Raw genomic sequence first — 22,462 nt, forward strand, 5'->3', positions numbered from 1 at the left:
GGGCCCCCCCCCCCCGAGAGACCCCCCCGGGGGGGGGCGGGTCGGGGGGGGGGGGGCGGGCCCCCGCCCCCCCCCCCCCGCGCCGGGGGACCCGGTCATGCTCATGCTCGGCTCGGAATTCTCGCAGGAGAGCTACGACGAGCTGAAGACCGCGCTCGGCCTCGACCGGCCGGTGGCGGCCCAGTATCTGCATTGGCTCGGCAGTTTCGTGGCGGGCGACTGGGGCACCTCCTATGTCGCCCGCACCGACATCTTCACCTATATCGTGCGCGAGGCGCTGCCGGTCACGCTCACCCTCACCGCCTGCTCGATCCTTCTGGCCATCGCGGTGGGCGTGCCGCTCGGCGTGCTTTCCGCCGTGCGCAAGGACAGTATCTTCGATGCCGCGGCGGCGGCGCTGTCGCTCACCGCCACGGCATTTCCCTCGTTCTTCCTCGGTATCCTGCTGATCTGGTTCCTCGCCGTGAAATTCGGCCTGTTCCCAGTGATGGGCTTCGTGCCGCCCTGGCAGGATTTCGCGACCGGGATGTATCACATGGTGCTGCCGGCGCTGACGCTTTCCACCTATTTCATCGGCATGATCGTGCGGGTCACGCGGGCCTCGCTGATCGAGGTGCTGGCGCAGCCCTATATCGCCGCCGCCCGCGCCCGGGGCGAGCCGCGCTGGCGGGTGATCTGGGTCCATGCGATGCGCAACATCGCCATGCCGCTCGTCACGCTGATCGGCCTGCAGCTCGGCAATATCCTGCAGGGCGCGGTGCTGACGGAAACCGTGTTCTCTCTCCCGGGGCTGGGTCAGGCGCTCACCGGCGCGGTGCTCGGGCGCGAATATGGCGTGGTGCAGGCGGGCGTGATGCTCACCGCGGTGCTGTTTCTGGTGATCAACCTGCTGGTCGATCTGTCCTATCCGCTGCTCGATCCGCGCCTGAAGCCGCGTTGAGGCGAGGGAGATACCCATGACCGATACCACCTCCGCCCCCCTCCCGGCGCCGCGCGCCCGGCGCAGCATCTTCCTGCGGCGGCCGTTCTTCACGCTGGCGCTGCTGGTTGCGGCGGGCTACCTCGCCTGCGCGCTGTTCGCGCCCTGGATCGCGCCCTTCGACCCGGTGCAGCAGTCGATCGAGGCGATGATGGCGCCCCCCGGCGGCGCGCATCTTCTGGGCACCGACAGCTACGGCCAGGACATTCTCAGCCGCATCATCTTCGGGGCGCGCTATGCGCTGCTGATCGGGCTGTGCTCGGTCGGGATCGGGGCGGCGGGGGGGCTGGTGCTCGGCATCGCGGCCGGGCTCGCCACCGGCTGGCTCGAATGGGTGCTGATGCGCATCATCGACGCGATCCTCACGCTGCCCTCGCTGATCCTCGCGGTGGCCTTCATCGCCATTCTGGGGCAGGGGGTGGACAAGGTGATCATCGCCGTCGCCCTCTCCATGGTCGGGCCCTTCGCCTGGATCGTGCGGGCGGATGTGCTGCAGGTGAAGGTGCAACTGTTCGTGGAGGCGGCCGCGCTGATGAGCATCCCGCGCCTGCAGATCATCCGCCGCCACATCCTGCCCAACGTCATCTTCCCGCTGCTGGTGCAGATGACGATCCGGGTCTCGGAGGCGATCCTGGTCTCGGCCTCGCTCTCGTTCCTGGGCATCGGGGTCACGCCGCCGACGCCCGATTGGGGGCTGATGATCTCCGAAGGGCGCGGCTTCGTCAGCTTCGCGCCCTGGATGTCGGGGATGCCGGGGCTGGCGCTGGCGCTTCTTCTGATCGCGCTGTCCATCGTCGGCGACGGGCTGCGCGAGGAATTCGATCCCAAGCTGAGGAAAGACGCATGAGCGCGCCCCTGCTGGAGGTCCGCGACCTCACTTTGCATCGCGGCAGCCGCAAGATCCTCGATGCCGTGTCGCTCGATCTCGCTCCGGGCGAGACCCTGGCCCTGGTGGGCGAGAGCGGCGCCGGCAAATCCACCATTTCCGCCGCGCTGATGGGGCTCGCCGATGGCGCGCAGGTCGCGGGCACCGCGCGGTTCGACGATGTGCCGGATCTGCTCGCGCTCAGCGAAACGGGCTGGGCGGGGCTGCGCGGGCGGCGGCTGTCGATGGTGTTTCAGGATGCGGGCGCGGCGCTCAATCCCTGCTATACCGTGGGCAGCCAGCTCGCGACGGTGCTGCGCCGAAACCTCGGCCTGCCGCGCAAGGAGGCGCAGGCGCGCGCGGTGGCGCTGCTGGAAAGCGTCGGCATCAACGATGCGCAGGCGCGGATGACGGCCTATCCGCATCAGCTTTCGGGGGGGATGCAGCAGCGGGTGATGGTGGCGATCGCGCTGGCCTGCAACCCGGACCTGCTTTTTGCCGACGAACCCACCTCCGCGCTCGATGTGACGATCCAGGCGCAGATCGTGCGGCTGATCCTCGATCAGACCCGTGCCCGCGGCGCGAGCTGCATCTTCGTGCTGCACGATCTGGCGCTCGCCTCGCAGGCCTGCGACCGGATCGTGGTGCTCTATGCCGGGCAGGTGATGGAGGCGGGGCGCTGCGATGTGGTGCTCTCGGCCCCGGTGCATCCCTATACCCGGCTGCTGAAATCCTGCGTGGTCGAAATCGGCACCGAGGCGCTCGATCCGCCCGAAGGTGGCGTTCCGGGCTATGACGCGATGCCCGCAGGCTGCCGCTTCGCCGCGCGCTGCCCGCGGGCGCTGGCGCGCTGCCGCGACGAACGCCCGGCCCTGCAGGAGATCGCGGGCCGCTCCGTGGCCTGCTGGAACCCGGAGGATGCCGCATGAACGCCCCTGTCTTCGAGCTGCGCGAGGTGGAGAAGGTCTATCAGGTGAGCCGCCCCGGTGGCCTCCTGCGGCGCGAGAAGCGCGCGCTGCATGCGCTCGATGGCGTGCGGCTGACGATCCGTGCGGGCGCGAGCGTCGCCATCGTGGGCGAATCGGGTTCGGGCAAATCCACGCTGCTGCGGGTGCTGCTGGGCCTCACCCCGCCCTCGCAGGGCCAGGCCTTCTACAAGGGCCGCCCGGTGACCGAGATCCGCGCCGAAGGCACGGGCTTCGCCCGCGAGGTGGCGATGGTCTATCAGGATGCGCGCGGCTCGCTCGATCCGCGGATGACGGTGGGCGCCCTGATCTCCGAGGCGCTGCGCCATTTCGGCATCTGCTCCCCGGCCGAAGAGCCCGCCCGCATCGCCGCGCTTCTCTCCCGCGTGGGGCTGCCGGCGGAGGCCGCGGAGCGCTATCCGGCCGCGCTTTCGGGCGGGCAGGTGCGGCGGGTGGCCATCGCCCGGGCGCTCGCCTCGAACCCCAGCGTGCTGGTCGCGGACGAGGCGGTCTCGGGGCTGGATGTTTCGACCCAGGCGCAGCTGCTGAACCTGTTGCGCCGGCTGCGCGCCGAGATGGGGCTCACGCTCGTGTTCATCACCCATGATCTCGGCGTCGCGAGCTATCTGTGCGACGAGATCGCGATCATGTATCTCGGGCGGATCGTCGAAACCGGGCCGACGAATGCCGTCCTGACCGATCCGGCCCATCCCTATGCGCGCGCGCTGCGCCGGGCCGCGCCCGAGTTCTTCGCCCCGATCTCCGATCCGCTGCCGGGCGAGATCCCGAGCCCGCTCGACCTGCCCAGGGGCTGCCGCTTCGCCGGGCGCTGCACGCAGGCGGCGCAGGATTGCCGCGGCACCGATCCGGCGCTGATGCGCCTCAAATACCCATCCGGCGCAGGGCGGGCCGTGGCCTGCCTGCACCCGCTGACCCGAACGAACGACTGAGGGAGGATCCCATGTTCAACTTTTTCTCGGCCCGCAGGCCCTCCACCCTGACCGGCAAGGCGATGATCGCCACCTCGCATCCGCTGTCCACCGCGGCGGGGCTGGAGATCCTGTCGCAGGGCGGCAATGCCGTCGATGCGGCGATCGGCGCGGTGGCGGTACAGGCGGTGGTGGATCCGCTGATGACCGGAATCGGCGGCGATTGCTTCGCGCTCTATGCCCCGGCGCGCGGCGCGGTGAAGGCGCTCAATGGCTCCGGCCGGGCGCCTGCTGCGGCCACTGTGGCCGCGCTGAAGGCCGCGGGGCTGGAGACGGAGATCCCGCAGACCTCGCCCCATGCGATCACCGTGCCGGGCGCGATCTCGGCCTGGATGCGGCTCATCGCCGACCATGGTTCGCTGCCGCTGCCGCAGATCTTCGCCCGCGCGATCGATTATGCCGAGAACGGCTTCCGCATCACCCCGCGCGTGGCGCAGGACTGGGCCGCGAACCGCGAGACGGTGGCAGGCGATGCCGGGGCGGCGGCGGTGTTCCTGCCGGGCGGCAAAGTGCCGGAGGCGGGCGACATCCTGGCCCAGCCGCTCCTCGCGCGCACCCTGCGCGCGATTGCGGCCGAGGGTGCGGCGGCCTTCTACGAAGGGCCGGCTGCGGCGCAGATGGTCGGATACCTGCAGGGCCTCGGCGGGCTGCATACGCTGGAGGATTTCGCGGCCGGCAATGAGGGCGCGGAATGGGTCGCCCCGGTCAGTGCCAATTACCGCGGCTATGATATCCATGAATGCCCGCCCAACGGCCAGGGCACCGCGGCGCTCCTGATCCTGAAGATCCTCGAGGGCTTCGACATGGCGGCGCTGTCGGAGGCGGACCGGATCCACCTGCATGCCGAGGCCACGAAGATCGCCTATCACCACCGCGATGCGCTGATCGGCGATGCCGATCATTGCCGGGGCGTGGCCGAAACCCTGCTCTCGGAGCCGGTGATCGAGACCCTGCGCGCGCGCATAGACATGACCCGCGCCGCCGCCCCCGCGCTCTGGGACGAGCCCGAGCACAAGGACACGATCTACCTCTGCGTGGTGGATGCCGAGGGCAATGCGATCTCCTTCATCAACTCGATCTTCCACGGCTTCGGCTCCGGCCATCTGGACCCTGCGACGGGCGTTCTGTTCCACAGCCGCGGCGCTTCGTTCCGGCTGATCGAGGGCCATCCCAACGCCATCGGCCCGCGCAAGCGCCCGATGCATACGATCATCCCCGGCATGGTCACGCAGAACGGCCGCGTGGTGATGCCCTTCGGCGTGATGGGCGGCCATTACCAGGCGGCGGGCCATGCGGCGTTCCTCTCCGGCGTGATCGACCGTGGGCTGGATCTGCAGGCGGCGATGGATGCGCCTCGCAGCTTTGGCTTCGGCGGGGTGCTGGAGGTCGAGCCGACCGTCTCTGCCGAAGCGCAGGCAGATCTGGCCGCGCGCGGCCACAAGCTGGCCGTGGCCAAAAGCCCGATCGGCGGCAGCCAGGCGATCCGGATCCGCGCCGATGGCCTCCTCGAGGGCGGCTCCGACAGCCGCAAGGACGGCATGGCGCTGGGGTTCTGATCTCCCTTTCCGGCAAAATACCGGTCCTGTCGCGGCGTGGCCGCGACGGGCCAAGGGAGGATTTCCGAATGCAGTTCCTGCGCCGGATCGGCATAGACACCTACATGCTCCTGCTCGTCGCAATGGTCTGTGCGGGCGGCCTTCTGCCCGCGCGCGGCCAGGTGGCGGCGGGGCTGCACCATCTGACATTCTGGGCGGTGGCGCTGCTGTTCCTGCTCTATGGCGCGAAGCTCGACCTCGCCTCGATCCGCGCCGGGCTGATGAACCTGCGCCTGCAGGCGGCCTGCCTCGCCACCACCTATGCGCTGTTCCCGGCACTCGGGCTCGCGCTCTCGGTGCTCCTGCGCCCGGTGCTCGGCCCGGAGCTCGCGACGGGGCTGCTGTTCCTCTCGGTGCTGCCTTCGACGGTGCAGAGCGCCATCGCCTTCACCGGCATCGCGGGCGGCAATGTCGCCGCGGCGATCTGCGCGGCATCTATCTCGAACCTGCTCGCAGTCGGGCTCACGCCCGCGCTGATGGCGCTGCTTATGGAGCGCAGCGGCGGCATCAGCACCGATGCCGTGGGCCGGATCGCGGTGCAGATCCTGCTGCCCTTCGTGCTCGGGCAGATGCTGCGGCCCTGGATCGGGGCAGCGATAAGGCGCCAGCGGCTGCTGACCCTGGTGGTGGACCGCGGCTCGATCCTGATGATCGTCTATGCGGCCTTCAGCGCCGGGACAGTGGCGGGGATCTGGACCGCGATCCCGCCGTTCACGCTGCTGGCGCTGGGCCTCACTGTTGCCGGGTTCATGGCGCTGGTGATGGCGGCGATGGCTGCGGGCGGGGCGGCGGCGGGGCTGCCGATGCCCGATCGCCGGGCGCTGTTCTTCTGCGGCTCCACCAAGAGCCTCGCCAGCGGCCTGCCGATCGCCACGGCGCTGTTCCCGCCCGCGGTGCTCGGCGCGGTGGTGCTGCCGGTGATGCTGTTCCACCTCGGCCAGCTTCTCGTCTGCGCCGTGATCGCGCAGCGCGCCGCGCAGGCGCAGGCGGCCTGAGCGCTCAGACCGCCACGCGCGGCTGCGGCCCGGTGGCGCGCCGGCGCAGTGCCTCGTGCAGCGCCTGCGCGATTTCGGTCTCCCCATAGGGCTTCATCAGCAGCACCGCGCCGGGAGGGCTGCCCTCGGGCAGGCGGTTCTCGCCGGTGGCGAACACGACGGCAAGGCCCGGCTGCTGCGCCAGCGCCCGCTGCGCGAGCTCCTGGCCGTTCAGGTCGGGCAGGCCGAGATCGCTGAGCAGGATATCGAACCGGCCCTGCTCCAGCAGCCCCATCGCCTGCCCGGCGAGCCCGGCCTGCTCCACCGTATGGCCCAGATCCTCCAGCATCATCGCAGTGTCGAGCCGGATCAGCGGGTCGTCCTCCACCAGCAGGATCCGCGCCGCCATATCATTGGCCGGCAGCGGCAGCGTGGCCAGCGGCTGCGTCACCTGCCTGCGGTTGGCGATCACATGGCGCAGCCGCCGCGCGAGCGCCTCGTGGGTATAGGGCTTCGACAGCAGCTCCACCCCCGGGTCCAGCCGCCCGCCATGCACGATGGAATTCTCGGTGTAACCCGAGGTGAACAGCACCGCGATCCCCGGCAGGCGCTCCTGCGCGCGCCGCGCCATTTCGCGGCTGGTGACGGGGCCCGGCATCACCACATCGGTGAACAGCACATCGATGGCGAGACCGCTCTCGATCACGCTCAGCCCGGCCTGCGGGTCGCGCGCGGTGAGCACGCGGTAGCCGAGGTCCTGCAGCAGATCGACGGCCGTGGCCCGCACCTCCTCGTCATCCTCGACCACCAGCACGGTCTCGGTGCCGCCCACCACCGGCCCGGCGGTGATCGCGACCTCGCGGCCCTCCTCCGCCATGGAGCGCGGCAGATAGACCTTCACCGTCGTGCCATGGCCCATCTCGCTGTAGATCGCCACATGCCCGCCCGACTGCTTCACGAAGCCATAGACCATCGACAGCCCGAGCCCGGTGCCCTTGCCCTCGGGCTTGGTGGAGAAGAACGGGTCGAACACCTTCTCCAGCAGCTCCGGCGGGATGCCGCTGCCGGTATCGCTCACCGCCAGCATCACATACTGGCCCGGCGCCACCTCGGTATTCGCATCGGCATAGGCCTGGTCCAGATGCGCGTTGCCAAGCTCGATTGTGAGCTTGCCGCGCCCCTCCATCGCATCGCGGGCATTGATCGCAAGGTTCAGCAGCACGTTCTCCACCTGGCCCGGATCGGCGCAGGTGTTCCACAGCCCGCCGGAGGTGACCAGCTCCACCTCCACCGCCTCGCCGAGAGAGCGGCGCAGCAGGTCGTCCATCCCCGAGACCAGCCGCCCGATATGCAGCACCCGCGGCTCCAGCGCCTGCCGCCGCCCGAAGGCCAGCAGCTGGCTCGCGAGCTTCGCGCCGCGCTGCACCCCGGCCAGCGCATTGGCCACCCGGCGCGCGGCCCGCTCATTGCCCGAAATATCGCGCGAGAGCAGCTGCAGGTTCCCCGTCACCACCTGCAGCAGGTTGTTGAAATCATGCGCGACGCCGCCGGTCAGCTGGCCGATGGCCTCCATCTTCTGCGCCTGCTGCAGCGCGCGCTCGGCCTTGCGCCGCTCCGCGACCTCGGCCTCCACGCGCGCCTCCAGGTCCTCGTTGAGCAGCCGCAGCTGCTCCTCCGCGCGCTGCCGGTGGCGCACCTGCCGCTCCAGGTCCTGCGCCCGCTCCACCAGCTGCGCCTCCGCCGCGCGCTGCTCGGTGATGTCGCTGTGCACGCCCACCCATTCGCGGATCGCGCCACTGGCATCCAGCGTGGGCACCGCGCGGATCGCGAAATTGCGCCAGGCGCCATCGTGGCGGCGCACCCGGTGCTCCCAGGTATAGGTCCGCTTCGCGGCCACCGCCGCGCGCCAGCTCTCGACCGAGCCCGCGCGGTCCTCCGGATGCACGGCCTCGGCCCAGCCATAGCCCAGGTATTCTTCCGGGCTCTGCCCGGTCAGCGCGGCCCAGCCGGGCTGCGCGCCCGTCATCTCGCCCTCGGGGCCGTTGGTCCAGAGCACGCCGTGGATCGCCTCCACCGCGGCGCGGAAGCGCTCGTTGCTGTGGCGCAGGCCGGTCTCGGCTTGCTTGCGCTCCTCGATGTCGATCATCAGCACATAGATGCCCTCGACCGCGCCCTGCGCATTGCGCCGCGGGTTGTAGCGGACCTCGAAGGTGCGCATCCGCCCGTCGGGCAGCCGGATCGCGGCGTCGGAGACGATCGCCTCGCCCGCCAGCGCGCGCTGCAGCGCCTCCTCGCGGCTGGCGAAATAGCCCTCGCCGATGATCTCCGAGGCATGGCGGCCGATCACCTCCGCGGGCGGCTTGCCGAAAATGTCCGCGTAGCGGGCGTTCGCCATGCGGTAGATCAGGCCGCGGTCGAGGAAGCCCACCAGAATCGGCAGCGCATCGGTCAGGCTGTGCAGCTCCGCCCGGCTCTGCGCCAGCGCGCGCCGCGCGAGGACGGCTTCGGTAATGTCGAGCACGGTACAGAGCACGCCCTCCACCCGCAGCCCGTCGTCGCTGTAGATAGGGGTGTAGAACAGATCGAAGATCACGTCTTCGGGGCGGCCATTGCGGTGCAGCGTCAGCGTCTGTTCGCGGAAAGCCTGCACCTTGCCCGTGAAGCCCTCCTCCAGGATCTTGCGGTTCCAGTCCCAGATCTCGGGCCAGATCGCGGGCACGGTGCCGCCGAGCGCGCGCGGGTGGTTGCTGCCGGCGATGTCGATATAGCCGTCGTTATACAGCATCACATGCTCGGGCCCCCACATAAGCACCTGGGGGATCGGCGAATTGACCAGCGAATTGACCTTGATGCGCAGCGTCTGCGACCACTGCGCAATCGGCCCGAGCGGATTGGCGGACCAGTCCATGCCGCGGATCAGCGCGCCGGTGATGCCGCCGCCGATGGGCCAGGATGCGGCGCGGGCAGGGTTGGTCTCGGTCATGTCACCCTCGGCAGTTTGCGCAGGATCTCTGCGATGTCATATGGCTTGTTGACGACGGGGACCCCGGGAAGGTCCTCGGGAAGGGAAAAATCGCTGCCGTAGCCGGTGGCGAAAACGAAGGGCACGCCACTTGCGCGCAGCGCCCGCGCGACGGGCACCGAAGTCTCCGCGCCCAGATTCACGTCCAGCACGGCAAGGTCGGGGCGTGCGCGGCCGATCAGCTCCAACGCCATGCGGCTGTTTGGTGCGACGCCCGCGATCCGCAGGCCCGCCTCGCGCAGGCCGGTTTCGAGCCCGAGCGCGATCAGCATCTGGTCCTCCACGATCAGCACGCTGGCGCCGGCATGCGGATGCGCGGGCAGCTCCGGCGGGGCTGCCGCCGGGGCGGGGCTCGCGGGCGCGGCCTGATCTGCGCGCACGAAGCGGCCGGGCAGGCCGAACTCCGCGCGCAGCCCCGCCGGCGCGAAATCGAGCCGGCTGCAGCCGCCGAGATCGAACGGGATCGAGCGCTCGATCAGCACCGAGCCGAAGCCGCTGCGCGCGGGCGGCGCGACCGGCGGGCCGCCCTCCTCCTGCCACAGGATCCGGCAGCTGCCGTCCGCCTCCAGCGACCAGCGCACCGAAAGCGTGCCGCCCCCGCGCGAGAGCGCCCCGTATTTCGCGGCATTGGTGGCGAGCTCGTGAAACACCAGCGCCATTACCGAGAAGGCCCGCGCATCGAGCCAGACCGGCGGGCCATCGCAGGAGGCGCCGTCATAGGGCCCGAGTTCCGCCCGCAAGAGATCGGCGAGCCGCCCGCCGCCATCGCCGCGCACCACCTGGTCATGCGCCAGCGCCAGCGACTGGATCCGCCCGCGCAGCGATTCCACATAGGCGGCGAGCGTCGTGCCCTCCTGCGGCTCGCCCGAGACCAGCGCGCGGATCACCGCGAGAATGTTCTTCACCCGGTGGTTCAGCTCTTCGTTCAGCATGCGCTGCCGCACCGCGGCCTTGGCGCGCTCATCGGCCAGAAGCTCGCTGTTGTGCAGCACGATCTCCACCACCGCCTGGCGGATCGCCTCGGCGAACTGCCGGTTCTCCTCGGACCAGGGGTGCGATTTGCCGCGCACGGTTTCCTTCCAGAGCGCGAAGCTCTTGCGCGGGGTCAGCCGGTCTCCCAGCGGGCCGTGGCTGTAGGTCTTGTTCGGGTCGCCCGCCCAATCGAGCGTATGCACCGCCTCGCGGCGGAAGCAGATGAGGTAATCCCGCGGCCGCTGCGACAGCGGGATCACCAGCGCCCCGGCGGCAGCCTCATTCAGCGCCGCCGCATCGGGCAGCACCGCGCTCAGCTGATGGCTGGCCCAGATCCGCCCGTCGATCCCGGCCTGTGCAAAGCGGATCAGCGGCTGCACCGCCTCCAGCGCGGGCGCGGCGCCGGTCGTGCTCCAGGCGCCATCGAGCCAGATGCCGATCCCGTCGCAGCCGATCAGCTCGCCGAGCTCCGGCAGGCGCGCGCGCAGCGCCTCGGTGAAATCGGCGCTGCGGCTCGTGTCCATCAAGAGCCCGTCCAGCCGCTGCTGCGCCAGCCGCGCGGCCGCCAGCGCCTCGCGCCGGCGCAGGGCATCGAGGTGCAGCGAGAAGAACTCGCCCACCATTTCCGCCGTCGCGCGCTCCGCCATATTGAGCACGCGCGGGCTGTAGTGGTGGCACGCGATCAGCCCCCAGAGCGCGCCTTCGACGATGATGGAGATCGACATCGAGGCCGCGACGCCCATGTTGCGCAGATATTCGCAATGCACCGGCGATACCGCACGCAGATGCGCATAGGAGAGATCCAGCGGCTCGCCGGAGGCATCGCGCACCGGCTCCAGCGGCACCGGCATATAGCCCGCATCCCCGATCAGGCGGATCGGGTTCTTCAGATAGAGGGCGCGGGCCTGGCGGGGGATGTCTCCGGCGGGGAAATACTGGCCGCGAAAGCTCTCCAGCGTGGGCTGCCGGGCTTCGGCCACCACCTTTCCCGCGCCATCGGCGCCGAGCTCGTAGATCATCACCCGGTCATAGCCGAGCTGCGCCTGCAGCAGCGTGGCCGCGCGCTGCACCAGCCGCGCCGATGTATCAATGGCGCGCATCCGCCCGACGATGGTACGCGCCGTGCCCAGAAGCGGGCCGAGCGCTCCGCTGGGCGGCTCGAATTCCAGCAGGCAATGGCCCATGTGCCGGTGCGCGGTGACATCGAATTGCCGCCCGTTCAGCTCCAGCCCGAACAGCAGGGCCGGGCGCTGGCCCTCCGATGTGGCCGCGAGCAGGTTGCGCAGGCTGTGCGCCGCCTCCGTGCCGAGCGCCTCTGTCAGGGCCAGGCCGTTCGGATCCGCCGCCAGCCCCAGCATCGCGGGCGCATTGGCCGAATGCCGCTGCACCACGCGCGCCGCCGCATCGAGCGCGAGCAGGCATCCCTGCGGCTGGATGCTGCCGGGTACATGGATCGGCTCGCGGTCGCAATTGGTCAGGTCCACCCCGACCGGGAGCTGCGGCTCGGTCATCGCAGCGCTCCATGCGGCGCGGCGCGGGGGAAGGCGGGGAAGGGCAGTGGAATCATCTGTCTTGGCCGGTCTCGGTGTCGCATGTGTCGATGCCGGATTGAGAGCCGGCAGGAGCGTCCCGCGCCCGGGGGTCTGCGCGCAGGACGGATGCATCCAAGCCCCCCTGTCCCCGATGTTCAATTGCCAAAACGTGCGGGTGCGCGCCCGGTTCCCCTTGCGCGCGGGATTTTTCACGCCGCTCCCGCCGGAGATCGCTGTTGATCGCGTGGCGCCCGCGCGCATAGTGTCCGCCCCGGGGCGGCGCGGCCGCAGGGCCGGAACCGGAGGGCATCCGATGCGCATGATCGACCTCAACAGCGACCTCGGCGAGAGCTTCGGCGCCTGGCGCATGGGCGACGATGCCGCGATGCTGGAGATCGTCAGCAGCGCGAATATCGCCTGCGGGTTTCATGCCGGGGATCCGAAGGGCATCCTCGAGACGCTGCGGGCGGCGGCGCGGGCCGGGGTCGCGGTGGGCGCGCATGTGGGCTATCCGGATCTGGTGGGCTTCGGGCGCCGGGCGATGGAGCCCGCGAGCGCCGAGCTGACCGCGGATGTGATCTACCAGATCGGGGCGCTGCAGGGGCTGGCGCGCGCGGCAGGCACCAGCGTGCGCTATGTGAAGCCGCATGGCGCGCTTTACAACACCATCGCGCAGGATGCGCGCCAGGCGCAGGCGGTGATCGTGGCCATTCGGGCGGTGGACCCGGGGCTGCCGCTCCTTGCGCTTTCGGGGGCGCCGGTGGTGGGCTGGGCGCGTGAAGCGGGGCTCACCGTTCTGTGCGAGGTGTTTGCCGACCGGGCATATCTGCCCGATGGCAGCCTGGCGCCGCGCGGCACGCCGGGTGCGGTGCTGCATGATCCGGAGGAGGTGCTGGCGCGGATGCTGCGGCTGGTGGGCGAAGGCCGGATCGCGGCCACCGATGGGCGCGACATCACCCCCGAGGCGCAGTCGATCTGCGTGCATGGCGATACGCCGGGCTCTGTCGCCCTCGCGCGGGCTTTGCGCGCGGGGCTCGCCGCGCGCGGGGTCGGGCTGCGCGCCTTCGCCCCGGGGGGCGCGGATGCCTGAGGCGCTGCGCTTCCTGCCGGCCGGCGCGGACGGGATGCTGGTGGAGCTGCCGGGCCTTGGGCCCGTGCTGCGGCTGGTGGAGCATCTTCGGGCGCACCCGCTGCCCGGCATGGGCGAGATCATCCCCGCGGCACGCACGCTCTGGATCGGTTTCGATCCGCGCCGCACCACGCGCCAGGCGCTGGCGCAGGCGGTGGCCGGGCTCGATCTTTCCGGCGGGGCGGCGGCGCCGGGGCGGCTAGTGGAGATCCCGCTGCGCTACGATGGCGCCGATCTGGCCGATGTGGCGGCCCTTCTCGGTCTCAGCGTGGCGGAGGTGGTCGCGCGCCACCGTGCGGCCACCTTCACCGTTGCCTTCAATGGCTTCGCCCCCGGCTTTTCCTACATGGTCTGCGACGATCCCGCCTTCGACCTGCCCCGCCGCCCGAGCCCGCGGACGAAGGTCCCGGCCGGGTCGGTCGCGCTGGCGGGGCAGTTTTGCGGCATATATCCGGCCGAGGGGCCGGGAGGGTGGCAGCTGATCGGCACCACCGATGCGGCGATGTGGGATCTGGCGCGGCGCCCGCCCGCGCGGCTCGCGCCCGGAGACAGGGTGCGCTTCGTGGAGGCCGTAGCCTATGCGGCGCCCGGGCCCGCGCCAGCCTGCCCGCCCGCGCCCGCGCCGGGCGGCCTGCAGGTGATCCGCGCGGACCGCCCGGCGCTGTTTCAGGACGCGGGCCGGCCGGGCCTGTTCGATCAGGGCGTGGGCCGCTCCGGCGCGATGGACCGGGGCGCGATGGCGGCGGCCAACCGCGCCGTGGGCAACCCTGAGGCAGCCGCGGTGGTGGAGGTGCTGATGGGTGGGCTAGAGCTTTGCGCCGTGGAAGCGCTGACGCTGGCGCTGGCCGGGGCGCCCTGCGCGATGACGCTCACTCCGCCGCAGGGCCGGGCGCTGCCGGTGCCCGCGGGGCGGGCCTTCGCGCTCGATCCCGGAGACCGGCTGAGCCTCGCGCCGCCGCCCTGCGGCCTGCGCAGCTATCTGGCGCTGCGGGGGGGCTATGCGGTGGCGCCTGTGCTGGGCTCGGCCGCGACGGATACGCTCGCCCGTATCGGCCCGGCGCCCATTCGCGCGGGCGATGTGCTGCGCCCGGCCCATGCCCGCGCCGCCGCCGTCGGCCTGTATCTGCCTGCGCCGCCCGCACTGGCGCGCGCGGGCGATCTGGTGCGCCTCGATGTGCTGCCCGGCCCGCGGACGGACTGGTTCACGCCAGAGGCGCAGGAGCTTCTCTTCGCGCAGGACTGGGACGTGGGCGCGAGCCTCGACCGCGTCGGCATCCGCCTGCAGGGCGCGCGCCCGCTCACCCGCTCCGAGAGCGCCGAGCTCGCCTCCGAGGCCACGGTGCTGGGCGCGATCCAGGTGCCGCATGCGGGCCAGCCGGTGCTGTTCCTCGCCGATCATCCGATCACCGGCGGCTATCCCGTCATCGGCGTGCTTGCGCCGCACCATATTGCCCGCGCAGGCCAGATCCCGCCGGGCGCGCGCATCCGCTTCACCCGCCTCGGTACATTCGCCGAGGAGGTTATCCTCCTTCCGTCGGGGGCCCCGTCATGAAGAAACTGCTGCCATGAAGAAGCTGCTGATTGCGAACCGTGGCGAGATTGCCCTGCGCCTGATCCGCGCCGCGCGCGACCATGGCGTGGCGAGCGTCGCCGTCTATGCCGATGCGGATGCCGGGGCGCTGCATGTGCGGCATGCCGATGAGGCCTGGGGCCTGGGGCCGGGCCGCCCGGCCGAGACCTATTTGGATATTCCGAAGCTGCTGGAGGTCGCGCGGCGGGCGGGGGCGGATGCGGTGCATCCGGGCTATGGCTTCCTCTCGGAGCGGGCGGATTTCGCGCAGGCGGTGATTGATGCCGGGCTGACCTGGGTCGGGCCGCGCCCCGAAGTGATTGCCGCGCTGGGCGACAAGGTGGCCGCAAGGCGGATCGCGCAATCGGTGGGCGCGCCGCTGGTGAAAGGCTCGGACGGGCCGCTGGCCTCGGGTGCGGAGGCTGAAGCCTTTGCCCGCGCCCATGGCCTGCCGATCGCGATCAAGGCCGCGCATGGCGGCGGCGGGCGCGGCATGAAGGTCGCGCGCCGGATCGAGGAGGTGGCGGAGCTATTTGCCTCTGCGGTGCGCGAGGCGCGCGAGGCTTTCGGCCGCGAGGAATGCTACGCCGAGCAGTTCCTCGACAAGCCGCGCCACATCGAGGCGCAGGTGCTGGCCGACGCGCATGGCCATGTGGTGGTGCTGGGCACGCGCGACTGCTCGTTGCAGCGGCGTAGCCAGAAGCTGGTGGAGGAGGCCCCGGCGCCCTTCCTGAGCGACGATCAGCGCGCCCGGATCCATACCGCCGCCGCCGATATCTGCCGCGCGGCGGGCTATACCAGCGCCGGTACGGTGGAGTTCCTGCTGTCGCGCGACGGGGTGATTTCGTTTCTGGAGGTCAATACCCGGCTGCAGGTGGAGCATCCGGTGACGGAGGAGACCACGGGCATCGATATCGCGGTGGAGCAGCTGCGCATCGCCGAGGGGCTGCCGCTCTCGGTCCGCGAGACGCCCATGCCGCGGGGCCATGCGCTGGAATTTCGTATCAACGCCGAAGATCCGGGGCGCGGCTACCTGCCGGGGCCGGGGCGGATCGGGCAGTTCCGCCCGCCTGCGGGGCCGGGGGTGCGGCTCGACAGCGGGGTGGAGGCGGGCTCCGACGTGCCGGGCCTGTATGATTCCCTGCTGGCGAAGCTGATCGTGCATGGGCCGGACCGGGCCGTGGCGCTGGCGCGGGCGCGCCGGGCGTTCGCGGAATTCGAGATCACGGGCGTGGCCACCGTGCTGCCGTTCCACCGCGCGGTGCTGGAGGATCCGGCCTTCGTATCCGAAACCGGGCTCGACGTGTACACGACCTGGGTGGAAACCGAAGGGCCTGCGCTTGCGCCCGCGCCGCGGGTGGATCCGAGCGAGCCCGCGCTGGTCATGGGCTATCTGGAGATCGACGGGCGGCGGCACCGGTTCGGCCTGCCCGCGGGTATGGTGGGGGCGCAGGCCCCTGCGGCCGCCCCTCCCGCCACGCCCGGCGGCATCACGGCGCCGATCCCCGGCACGCTGCAGAGCTGGCTCGTGCCGGATGGCGGGAGCGTGCGCGCGGGCGAAGCGGTGGCGGTGATGGATGCGATGAAGATGGAGACCCGCATCGAGGCCCCGGCGGGGGGTGTCCTGCGGCATCAGGTATCGGAAGGGGCGGCCCTGGTGATGGGGGCGGTGATTGCCACGCTGGAATAGGGGGCGGATGCCCTGCCGCTTCAGGCTATCAGGCAGGGCCCGCGCAGAGGGCGGCCCCGCTGCGGGGGCCGGTGCGGCCCAATGCGCCAGCCCTGCCGCCTTCGGCGCGCAGGGCCATGCTTACAGCTGGGCTGCGTATTTCTCGGCGATCGCCATCACCGCCGCATGGATCGGGCCGCAGGGGATGGCCGGGATCACCGAGGCATCGACGATCGCCAGATTGTCGAAATCCCGCGCGCGCAGGTCGGGCGCCACCACGCTGGTATCGGCTGCGCCCATCGCGCAGGTCGCGACCGGGTGGTGATGCGTGATCGCGGCCCGCGCGATGAAGGCATCGAGTGCTGCGGGCGAGGAGACATCCGCGCCGGGCAAGAGCTCGCCGCCGTTCCAGGCGCGCATCGCGGCGCTTTCCCCTACGGCGCGGGCACGCTCCAGCGCCAGGCGGAACATCCTGCGATCGTGCTCCGTATGCAGGTAGCGCGGGTCGATCCGGGGCGCGTCGCGCAGCTCCGGCCCGGTGATCGCCAGCGCGCCGCGCGAGGTCGGGTGGGTCACGCCGAACAGCAGGGTATAGGTTTCGCCGGGCGCGGGCATCGCGAAGGCCTCCGAGACCGAGGGCGCCACCACGCAGCCCACCACCAGATCCGGCGCGCCGGTATGCACATCCAGCCCGCGCGCGGACTGATAGGCGAGCGATTCCGAATGCTGCAGCCGCGAGGGCGCGATGTTCTGGCGCGCGCGGTAGACGACGCCCGCGGCCAGCATATGGTCGTGCAGGTTCTGCCCGAGCTCGGGCCGCGCCACGCGGCAGGGCACGCCCGCCGCCGCCAGCACCGCCGGATCGCCCACGCCTGAGCGCATCAGCAGCAGCGGATCGGCGATGGCGCCGAGGGCGAGGATCACCTCCCCCGCCTCGAGGACGCTGTCTCCCGCCGTGGTCCGGATCTCCACCCCGCGCACGCGCCGGCCGGCGAAGCGCAGCCGGTGCACCTCCGCCCCGGTGATCACCCTCAGGTTCGGCCGGCCCAGCACCGGCGCCAGGAAGGCCGTCCCGGTGGTGACCCGGCGCCCGTCGCGGATGGTGAGCGAATTCGGCGCGGTGCCGATCACCTCGCGGCCATTGTGATCGGGGAGCCGCGGCAGGCCGAGCTCCTGCCACCCACGGATGAAGCTCCGTACGGCCGGGTGGGTCTCCGCCTCCGGGATCATCACCGGCATCTCGCCGCCGGTGCCATGCAGCGCGGTTTCCTCGGCGTAGGATTCGGTCGCGCGGAAATGCGGCAGCAGCGCCTCATAAGACCAGCCCGCATCGCCCGTGGCCGCCACCCAGGCATCGAAATCCGCCGGGTGGCCGCGCAGGTGGAACATGGCATGCAGCCCGCTCGATCCGCCGATCATCCGCCCGCGCGCCCAGCGGTGCACCCGCCCCGCCGTGCCCGGCTGCGGTACGGTCTCATAGTCCCAGTCGTAGCTGCGGCCCTGGATCAGCGGCCACATGGCGGGGGCGAACACATCGGGGTCGGTCGGGAAGCCGCCCGCCTCCACCAGCGTCACCCGGTGGGCGGGGTCGCGGCTCAGGCGGTTCGCGAGGATGCAGCCGGCCGAGCCGGCGCCGAGGATGAGCGTGTCGATGGGGGCGGGCATCTCGCGGACCTTTCGGGCATGACGGAGCAGGCGGCCGGAAGGCTCCGGCCGCGGCGGGGGAGGGCGGATCGGGGAGGGGTCAGCCGGATTCGAAGCCGGTCAGGCCGAGGCGTCCCATCAGTTTCATCTGTGTTGCCGCGAGGTGCGCGCGCATCGCCTCGGCGGCGCCATCGGCATCGCGCGCGGCGATCGCCTCGGCAATGGTGCGGTGCGCGGCGTCGCGGTCGCGCACGCGGGCCTGGGTGGTGCGGGCATCGGTGTCGCTGTCGGTGAAGCGCAGGCGCGAGTCGGTCTGCACGCAATGGAGCAGGAAGTTCAGCTCGCTCGCGAGGCTGTTGCGCGCCCCCGCCGCAATCGCCCGGTGAAAGGCCTGGTCGGCTTCGCTGGGGGTCAGGCTCGGGGCGGATTGGGCCGCCTCCAGGATCCGCGCGATCTCGTCGGGCGAAGCCCGCAGTGCCGCGAGCCGCGCCAGGGCGGGCTCGATCATCAGCCGCATTTCCATCACTTCGAACGGGTTCGTGGTCTGCACGATCCGCCGCTGGCTCAGCGCCGAGGGGCTGGGCCCCGCCCCGCCCGGCGCCGCGCGGCGCCCGCTTTTGGTGGCCTTGATCTCGCCGCCGTCGCGCAGTGCCTTCAGCGCCTTGCGCAGCATGTGCCGCGTCACCTGCAGCTGGTCGCAGAGCACGCGTTCGGGCGGCAGCTCGCCCGCGCCGGTGATCTGCCCGCGCAGCAGCCCGACCAGCTGATCGAGCCGCGCTTCCGTAGGTTCCGTCGCCGTATCCGCCATGATCGCCTGCCGCGCTCCTCTTGCGATGCGGTTCCCGCCCGGTCCTCCGGCCACCGCACCCCGCCATAGAGGCATTGCGCCGCTGCCGGAGGCAAGCCCGGAGCGCCGGCGCCCCGTAACAAAGGCACCGTTGAAAACCCGCACCCGCCTGATGGCGAATATTTCAGCGACCATCAACCATTGCAACCAAAACTTTTGGATAATCCACATAATGGTTGCAAAATCGGTTGGTCGGGCGACAGTCTGCCGCAGATGCCCGCCCGCGCGGGCGCAACCGACAGGAGGCCCCGGCCCATGACACCCCCCACCCCGATAAAGCCTGCACAATTCACCCTGACCACCGGGCCGGTGAACTGCTATCCGGAGGTGCTGAGCGCGCTCGGCCGTCCGGTTCTTTATGACTACGACCCTGTTTTTCAGGAGTTCTACGAGAAACTTTCGCTGAAGCTGCAGCGGATCATGGGGGCGCCGCAGGTGCCGGTGATCTTGCAGGGCGAACCGGTGCTGGGGCTGGAGGCGGTGGCGGCTTCGCTGGTCGGGCCGCAGGATCATGTGCTGAATCTCGTCTCCGGGGTCTATGGCGCGGCCTATGGGTTCTGGTTGAGCCCGCATGCCGCAACCATGACCGAGCTCAGGGTCGAGTACGACCGGGTCATCACCCCCGATCTCCTGCGCGAGGCGCTGGCCGCCCATCCCGAGGCCACGATCGTGGCGATGTGCCATCACGATACGCCCTCGGGCACGATCAACCCGCTGGCGGAGCTGGCGGCGGTGGTGCAGGCGCATGGGGCGCTGTTCCTGGTGGATTCGGTCTCGGCCTATGGCGGGGTGGGCGTGGATCTGGAGGGGATCGACGTGCTGGTGACGGGGCCGAACAAATGCCTCGGCTGCCCGCCCGCGCTCTCGATCCTGGCGATCAGCGCGCGCGCCTGGGATCACATGAAGGCCAATCCGCGGGCACCGCGGGGCTCGATCCTGTCGGTGCTGGATTGGGAAGATGCCTGGAAGGCCGGGCAGCCGTTTCCGTTCACCCCCTCGGTCGCCGAGCTGAACGGGCTCGATGCTGCGCTCGATCGCTATATGGCCGAGGGGCCGGAGGCGGTCTGGGCGCGCCATGCGCAGACAGCGGCGGCGATGCGGGCCGGGGTGCAGGCGATGGGGCTGCGGCTCTGGGCGGCGGAGGAGGCCTTCGCCTCGCCCACGGCCACGGCGATCCGCCTGCCCGAGGGGGTGGACGAGACCGCGCTGCGCAGCGCGATGCAGAACGATTTCGGCGTGGTGATCTCATCTGGCCGGGCCGAGACCTTCAACCGGCTGGTGCGCGTGGGCCACATGGGGCCGACGGCCTATCCGATGTATGCGGTGATCGCGCTGACGGCCCTGCATGGGGCGCTGTCGCGGCTGACGGATCTGCCGCTGAGCCTCGGCGCGGCGATCGAGGCGGCGATGGCGGCGCAGTAACAGCCGGGATGAAATCCGCTCCCCCGTGCGCGGGGGAGCGGAGTGCGATACCTGCACTTTCCGTCAGGCCGGGCCTGTCTCGGCCTGCCGGAGGGCGGCCTGCCGGTGGCTTCCCGCGTGGCTGAGGCTTCGGCCACGGAGCTTCTCCGCGCGGTCAGTGGCAACCTTCACCGCGCCGAAAATCTGCGGAGCAGGAAGGCGCACTACAGGATCGATCTTGGGTGCTCCCATGCACGCGGTACCTGGCTTGGCATGGCAGCCTGTGACAGGCACCTAGGCCAGGGCCATGACGGCTGGCTCATAGGCCCAATCGTTGTGCGCGGCCTTGATTTCGCCAATCTGATCAAGGGCGCGCACCGGATCTGTAACGTCCACGTCCTTGAGCAGGTTCGGCTTGATGTCCCACCACGCGCTGGCGAGCATGCGGTCGACGATGTGCTCGTCAAATCGCATGCGGATGATGCGGGCGGGGTTCCCCCCGACGATCGCATAGGGCGGCACGTCCTTCGTCACCACGGCCCCGCCGGCAATCACAGCGCCATGGCCCACCGTGACGCCCATCATGACCATGGCCTTGCTGCCGCACCAGACGTCATGCCCGATCGTGCACATAGCCTTTCCGTGCCGGAACGGCGGGATTTCACGCCCATCGAAGAACGCGCTCACCGATGGATGGTCCGCGACGCGGTTCGCGCGGAAGAACATGTTCGAGGAGGACAGCCAGTCCGTCGGGTGCGGGCCGGCGCCGACGAGGATATCCTGCCCGAAGGAGCAGTAGCGCCCGATCTTGTCGGTGTTGGCGATCTCGCAGCGCTTGCCGAAATAGCTGAAAGCGCCAATGCGGCGGGCCCGAAACGAGCTATCGGCGCTGTAGGAGGTGCATTCCTCTGCAATCGTGCCTTTGTGAAAATGCGTGGTTCCGGCCCCGCTGATGTAAATGCGTCGAGTTTCCCATGCGTGATTGCGAGTATGGGGTGTCATATTATGCTCCGTCCAATGGCGGCGGCATAGCCGACCGGCGCCGGTCCGCGCAAGCTCGTTTGGCCCTTGTGGGAAATTCGACGTTACGAAACTTTGGGCGCTGGCGAGGGGCTGCGGGTTTCCACCGTAATGGCCGCATCGCAAATGCAGCCTGCCCTGCAGGGCAAGGGCTTCTCCTGTGCCCTCAGGCACCCCCCGCATCCGGGAGAGGCTCGCCATTCATGGCGGCCAGATCCACGCAGGGATCCGGCTGTGCACGGAGAGCATGGCAGGGCCGATGCCGCGGGTGTTCCTCGCCCCCTATGCGAAGGGGAAGAGGTGCTCAGCGCTCGCCGCGGGTATAGGCGAGGCCGAGCGCCGCCGGCAGCCGGGCCTTGCGCCCGGCGAGGAGCAGCACCGCCATCACCGCCGCGAAGGGCAGCATCTGGATGATATCCGTCGGCACCGATACCCCGGCCACCTGCAACGCGGTGGTGGCCGAGAGGCAGGCCCCGAACACCAGCGCCCCGCCCAGCACCCAGGTGGGCCGCCCCCGCGCCAGCATGGCCAGAACGATGCCGATATAGCCATTGCCATGGGTCATGAACGGCACGAACACCCCCGCCGCGACAATCGCCATGAAGGCGCCGCCGAGGCCCACCAGCGCCCCCGTGGCCATCACCGCGATGGTGCGGATCTTCAGCACACTGACCCCGGCGGTATCGAGCGCGGCGGGTTTGTCGCCCGCGGCCTGCAGCATCAGCCCGAGCTGCGTGCGCCGGAACAGCCAGACGAACAGCGGCACCATCAGGAAGGCGAGATAGACCACCGGCTCGCGCGCGAAGAGTGCGGGGCCAATCACCGGGATCGCCGAAAGGCCCGGGACCGGCAGCGGCTCCATCACCGAGAGCCGCGGATAGAGCTTCGAGAACTGCTCGTAATGCAGAAGCGAGGTCGCGCCCTGCGCGCCGAGCGTGAGCGCAATGCCGACGACGATCTGGTTCAGCCCCATCCGCACGCAGAACAGCGCCATCAGCGCGCTGACCACCATGCCGCCGAAGGCCCCGCCGAGGAAGCCGAGCCAGAGGTTGTCGCTCGCCCAGGCGAAATAGAACCCGGAATAGGCCCCGGCGATCATCATCCCCTCGATGCCGATGTTCAGCACCCCGGCCTTTTCGGAGATCTGCTCGCCCAGCCCCGCGAGCAGGAGCGGCACCGTCGCCGCCACCACGCCCGCAATCAGCGCGATCAGGAAGGCATCCGTGAACAGACCCTGCATCTCAGACCCCCTTCCGCGCGCGGCGCCCCGCGCGCCCCCCAGCGGGGGG

General features: G+C 70.6%; 16 protein-coding genes. 10 read left to right on the forward strand and 6 right to left on the reverse strand.

Translation table 11 applies throughout. The features are described from left to right. The 6 genes from ACOMG5_RS03750 to ACOMG5_RS03775 form a co-directional block, all read left to right on the forward strand. A partial coding sequence (locus ACOMG5_RS03750) for an ABC transporter permease (RefSeq protein ID WP_420342442.1) occupies positions 1-940 on the forward strand: 940 nt, incomplete at its 5' end. Positions 941-956: 16 nt separating this feature from the next. Further along, positions 957-1,826 carry an ABC transporter permease gene (locus ACOMG5_RS03755; RefSeq protein WP_420342443.1) on the forward strand — a complete coding sequence of 290 codons (870 nt, stop codon included), beginning with the start codon at positions 957-959 and terminating at the stop codon, positions 1,824-1,826. After that, on the forward strand, positions 1,823-2,773 hold the full coding sequence (locus ACOMG5_RS03760; protein ID WP_420342444.1) for an ABC transporter ATP-binding protein: 951 nt from the start codon (positions 1,823-1,825) through the stop codon (positions 2,771-2,773). Before ACOMG5_RS03755 ends, ACOMG5_RS03760 begins: the two co-directional genes overlap by 4 nt. Beyond that, positions 2,770-3,759 carry an oligopeptide/dipeptide ABC transporter ATP-binding protein gene (locus tag ACOMG5_RS03765; protein ID WP_420342445.1) on the forward strand — a complete coding sequence of 330 codons (990 nt, stop codon included), beginning with the start codon at positions 2,770-2,772 and terminating at the stop codon, positions 3,757-3,759. The genes ACOMG5_RS03760 and ACOMG5_RS03765 overlap by 4 nt, the downstream gene beginning before the upstream one ends. A gap of 11 nt (positions 3,760-3,770) precedes the next feature. Next, positions 3,771-5,354 carry a gamma-glutamyltransferase family protein gene (locus tag ACOMG5_RS03770; RefSeq protein ID WP_420342446.1) on the forward strand — a complete coding sequence of 528 codons (1,584 nt, stop codon included), beginning with the start codon at positions 3,771-3,773 and terminating at the stop codon, positions 5,352-5,354. 68 nt (positions 5,355-5,422) lie between these two features. Continuing rightward, positions 5,423-6,388, forward strand: coding sequence for a bile acid:sodium symporter family protein (locus tag ACOMG5_RS03775; RefSeq protein WP_420342447.1), 966 nt, complete (start codon positions 5,423-5,425; stop codon positions 6,386-6,388). 4 nt (positions 6,389-6,392) lie between these two features. On the opposite strand, the gene ACOMG5_RS03780 is transcribed toward ACOMG5_RS03775, so the two are convergent. Then, positions 6,393-9,350 carry a PAS domain-containing protein gene (locus ACOMG5_RS03780; protein ID WP_420342448.1) on the reverse strand — a complete coding sequence of 986 codons (2,958 nt, stop codon included), beginning with the start codon at positions 9,348-9,350 and terminating at the stop codon, positions 6,393-6,395. Then, on the reverse strand, positions 9,347-11,872 hold the full coding sequence (locus ACOMG5_RS03785; protein ID WP_420342449.1) for a GAF domain-containing protein: 2,526 nt from the start codon (positions 11,870-11,872) through the stop codon (positions 9,347-9,349). The genes ACOMG5_RS03780 and ACOMG5_RS03785 overlap by 4 nt, the downstream gene beginning before the upstream one ends. A 334-nt stretch (positions 11,873-12,206) precedes the next feature. Between ACOMG5_RS03785 and ACOMG5_RS03790 the strand changes: the two genes are divergently transcribed. From ACOMG5_RS03790 to ACOMG5_RS03800, 3 genes are read left to right on the forward strand one after another with little or no spacing between them, the layout of a single operon-like run. Beyond that, the gene (locus ACOMG5_RS03790; RefSeq protein ID WP_420342450.1) at positions 12,207-12,983 is read left to right on the forward strand and encodes a 5-oxoprolinase subunit PxpA; all 777 of its coding nucleotides are present in this window, start codon (positions 12,207-12,209) and stop codon (positions 12,981-12,983) included. Further along, complete coding sequence (locus tag ACOMG5_RS03795) at positions 12,976-14,574, forward strand: carboxyltransferase domain-containing protein (protein ID WP_420342451.1); 1,599 nt, start codon at positions 12,976-12,978, stop codon at positions 14,572-14,574. Before ACOMG5_RS03790 ends, ACOMG5_RS03795 begins: the two co-directional genes overlap by 8 nt. A gap of 13 nt (positions 14,575-14,587) precedes the next feature. Then, positions 14,588-16,282: an acetyl/propionyl/methylcrotonyl-CoA carboxylase subunit alpha gene (locus ACOMG5_RS03800; RefSeq protein ID WP_420342452.1), complete on the forward strand. Its 1,695-nt coding sequence runs from the start codon at positions 14,588-14,590 to the stop codon at positions 16,280-16,282. Between the two features lie 120 nt (positions 16,283-16,402). Here the strand turns inward: ACOMG5_RS03800 and ACOMG5_RS03805 are convergent, their stop codons facing one another. Next, positions 16,403-17,926 carry a GMC family oxidoreductase gene (locus ACOMG5_RS03805; protein WP_420342453.1) on the reverse strand — a complete coding sequence of 508 codons (1,524 nt, stop codon included), beginning with the start codon at positions 17,924-17,926 and terminating at the stop codon, positions 16,403-16,405. Between the two features lie 79 nt (positions 17,927-18,005). Next, the gene (locus ACOMG5_RS03810; protein ID WP_420342454.1) at positions 18,006-18,713 is read right to left on the reverse strand and encodes a FadR/GntR family transcriptional regulator; all 708 of its coding nucleotides are present in this window, start codon (positions 18,711-18,713) and stop codon (positions 18,006-18,008) included. Between the two features lie 294 nt (positions 18,714-19,007). Here ACOMG5_RS03810 and ppaT point away from each other — a divergent pair, with 294 nt between their 5' ends. Beyond that, entirely contained in the window at positions 19,008-20,174 is a 1,167-nt protein-coding gene (gene ppaT, locus ACOMG5_RS03815) for a pyridoxamine--pyruvate transaminase (RefSeq protein WP_420342455.1), read from the forward strand. Positions 20,175-20,447: 273 nt separating this feature from the next. On the opposite strand, the gene ACOMG5_RS03820 is transcribed toward ppaT, so the two are convergent. Both ACOMG5_RS03820 and ACOMG5_RS03825 read right to left on the reverse strand, forming a co-directional pair. Further along, positions 20,448-21,155 carry a CatB-related O-acetyltransferase gene (locus tag ACOMG5_RS03820; RefSeq protein WP_420342456.1) on the reverse strand — a complete coding sequence of 236 codons (708 nt, stop codon included), beginning with the start codon at positions 21,153-21,155 and terminating at the stop codon, positions 20,448-20,450. A 322-nt stretch (positions 21,156-21,477) separates the two neighbouring features. Next, positions 21,478-22,413 (reverse strand): putative B6 ABC transporter permease subunit 1, encoded by a 936-nt coding sequence (locus tag ACOMG5_RS03825; RefSeq protein ID WP_420342457.1) that lies wholly within the window; start codon positions 22,411-22,413, stop codon positions 21,478-21,480. Positions 22,414-22,462 lie beyond the last annotated feature (49 nt).

Origin of the sequence: Paenirhodobacter sp., assembly GCF_041916475.1 — a bacterium.
Classification (GTDB): domain Bacteria; phylum Pseudomonadota; class Alphaproteobacteria; order Rhodobacterales; family Rhodobacteraceae; genus Rhodobacter.

Coding starts and splice junctions, on each gene's coding strand:
- ACOMG5_RS03825 (WP_420342457.1), bottom strand. CDS start 22,413: ATGCAGGGTCTGTTCACGGATGCCTTCCTGATCGCGCTGATTGCGGGC.
- ACOMG5_RS03770 (WP_420342446.1), top strand. CDS start 3,771: ATGTTCAACTTTTTCTCGGCCCGCAGGCCCTCCACCCTGACCGGCAAG.
- ACOMG5_RS03780 (WP_420342448.1), bottom strand. CDS start 9,350: ATGACCGAGACCAACCCTGCCCGCGCCGCATCCTGGCCCATCGGCGGC.
- ACOMG5_RS03775 (WP_420342447.1), top strand. CDS start 5,423: ATGCAGTTCCTGCGCCGGATCGGCATAGACACCTACATGCTCCTGCTC.
- ACOMG5_RS03785 (WP_420342449.1), bottom strand. CDS start 11,872: ATGACCGAGCCGCAGCTCCCGGTCGGGGTGGACCTGACCAATTGCGAC.
- ACOMG5_RS03820 (WP_420342456.1), bottom strand. CDS start 21,155: ATGACACCCCATACTCGCAATCACGCATGGGAAACTCGACGCATTTAC.
- ACOMG5_RS03810 (WP_420342454.1), bottom strand. CDS start 18,713: ATGGCGGATACGGCGACGGAACCTACGGAAGCGCGGCTCGATCAGCTG.
- ACOMG5_RS03760 (WP_420342444.1), top strand. CDS start 1,823: ATGAGCGCGCCCCTGCTGGAGGTCCGCGACCTCACTTTGCATCGCGGC.
- ACOMG5_RS03765 (WP_420342445.1), top strand. CDS start 2,770: ATGAACGCCCCTGTCTTCGAGCTGCGCGAGGTGGAGAAGGTCTATCAG.
- ACOMG5_RS03800 (WP_420342452.1), top strand. CDS start 14,588: ATGAAGAAGCTGCTGATTGCGAACCGTGGCGAGATTGCCCTGCGCCTG.
- ACOMG5_RS03755 (WP_420342443.1), top strand. CDS start 957: ATGACCGATACCACCTCCGCCCCCCTCCCGGCGCCGCGCGCCCGGCGC.
- ACOMG5_RS03805 (WP_420342453.1), bottom strand. CDS start 17,926: ATGCCCGCCCCCATCGACACGCTCATCCTCGGCGCCGGCTCGGCCGGC.
- ACOMG5_RS03790 (WP_420342450.1), top strand. CDS start 12,207: ATGCGCATGATCGACCTCAACAGCGACCTCGGCGAGAGCTTCGGCGCC.
- ppaT (WP_420342455.1), top strand. CDS start 19,008: ATGACACCCCCCACCCCGATAAAGCCTGCACAATTCACCCTGACCACC.
- ACOMG5_RS03795 (WP_420342451.1), top strand. CDS start 12,976: ATGCCTGAGGCGCTGCGCTTCCTGCCGGCCGGCGCGGACGGGATGCTG.